The 1,327-nt window shown below is 71.1% G+C and carries 2 protein-coding genes; both read left to right on the forward strand.

What is annotated here, in order from left to right:
• Nucleotides 1-537: cytochrome c3 family protein (locus KDM41_18200; GenBank protein ID MCB1185356.1), on the forward strand; the 537-nt coding region annotated here is incomplete at its 5' end.
• Nucleotides 538-548: 11 nt separating this feature from the next.
• Nucleotides 549-1,327: hypothetical protein (locus KDM41_18205; GenBank protein ID MCB1185357.1), on the forward strand; the 779-nt coding region annotated here is incomplete at its 3' end.

The raw sequence follows: 1,327 nt of genomic DNA on the forward strand, positions 1-1,327 counted from the left end.
GCGACCACCTATCCGGACCACGCCCAGTCGGGGTTCCCGACAACGTGCGCGGCCTGCCACTCGACCAGCGCCTGGCAGCCCGCGGCCTTCGACCACGACACGACGGCCTTCCCGCTGACGGGGGCCCACCGCACGACCGACTGCCTGTCCTGCCACAGCCAGGGGTACACGGGCACGCCCACCGCCTGCGTGGCATGCCACCAGTCGGACTACGACGGGACGAACGACCCCAACCACCAGGCGGCGAACTTCCCGACCTCGTGCCAGGAGTGCCACTCGACGACGGCCTGGACGCCGGCGAACTGGGATCACGACAACCAGTACTTCCCCATCTACTCCGGCAAGCATCGCGGCGAGTGGAACTCGTGCACCGAATGCCACGTGGTGGCGACCGACTACGGCGCCTTCGAGTGCATCCTGTGCCACGAGCACAACCAGACCGACATGGACCGCAAGCACCAGGGCGAGGCCAGGGACTACCAGTACCTGAGTTCGGCCTGCTACCAGTGCCACCCGGACGGAACGGTGCCCAATTGAGGAGGCAAGACGTGATCCGCACCCTGCTCGCCTGCCTGCTCGCGGCGACGCTGGCGGTCGCCGCCGGCGCCGCCGAGGTGAGCTGCAACGTGAAGTACGTCTCGGCCGAGCATGTCTACCTCGACGTGGGCAGCGTGGCGGGCCTGGAGGTCGGGCTCAAGGGCCAGGTGGTGCGCGACGGCGCGGCCATCGGTGAGCTCGAGATCGTCTTCGTGGCCGAGCGCTCGGCCTCGTGCACCATCATCAGCCAGGTGCAGGAGTTCACGGCCGGCGACGCGGTCGTCTTCGCGGTCGAGGAGGCCGAACCGGAGACGGTGGTCGCGCCGGCCCCGGCGCCCGAATCCCGGCAGCGCACGCGCGTGGGGGCGGGGGCGACGGGTCCGGCCCGGTCGCGTTCGTCCGCGCCGCGGCAGTGGCGCGGTTCGGTGGCCCTGCAGTGGGACCACGGCGCCGAGACCAACGAACGCAAGCTGACCACCGACACCTACCGGCTGCCGTTCCGCATCCGCGGCGACGACATCGTCAAAGGCTTCTCGTTCCATGCGCGGGGCAGCCTGCGCCGCATCGAGCGGGACGGCTTCAGCGCGAGCACGCCCACGGGCGAATGGCGCAACCGCATCCAGGAGGTGGCCCTGGTGCGCGAAGGCCGCGAGCTCGACTGGCACATCGCCCTCGGGCGCATCGGCACCCGGGCCACGGCCACCGCCGGACCCTTCGACGGCCTGGCCGTGAGCCGCCGCATGGCGGCGAACCTGCGCGTGGGCGTCTTCGGCGGCTTCGCTCCCGAGTG

It is taken from the genome of bacterium (genome assembly GCA_020440705.1).
Lineage (GTDB): Bacteria > Krumholzibacteriota > Krumholzibacteriia > LZORAL124-64-63 > LZORAL124-64-63 > JAGRNP01.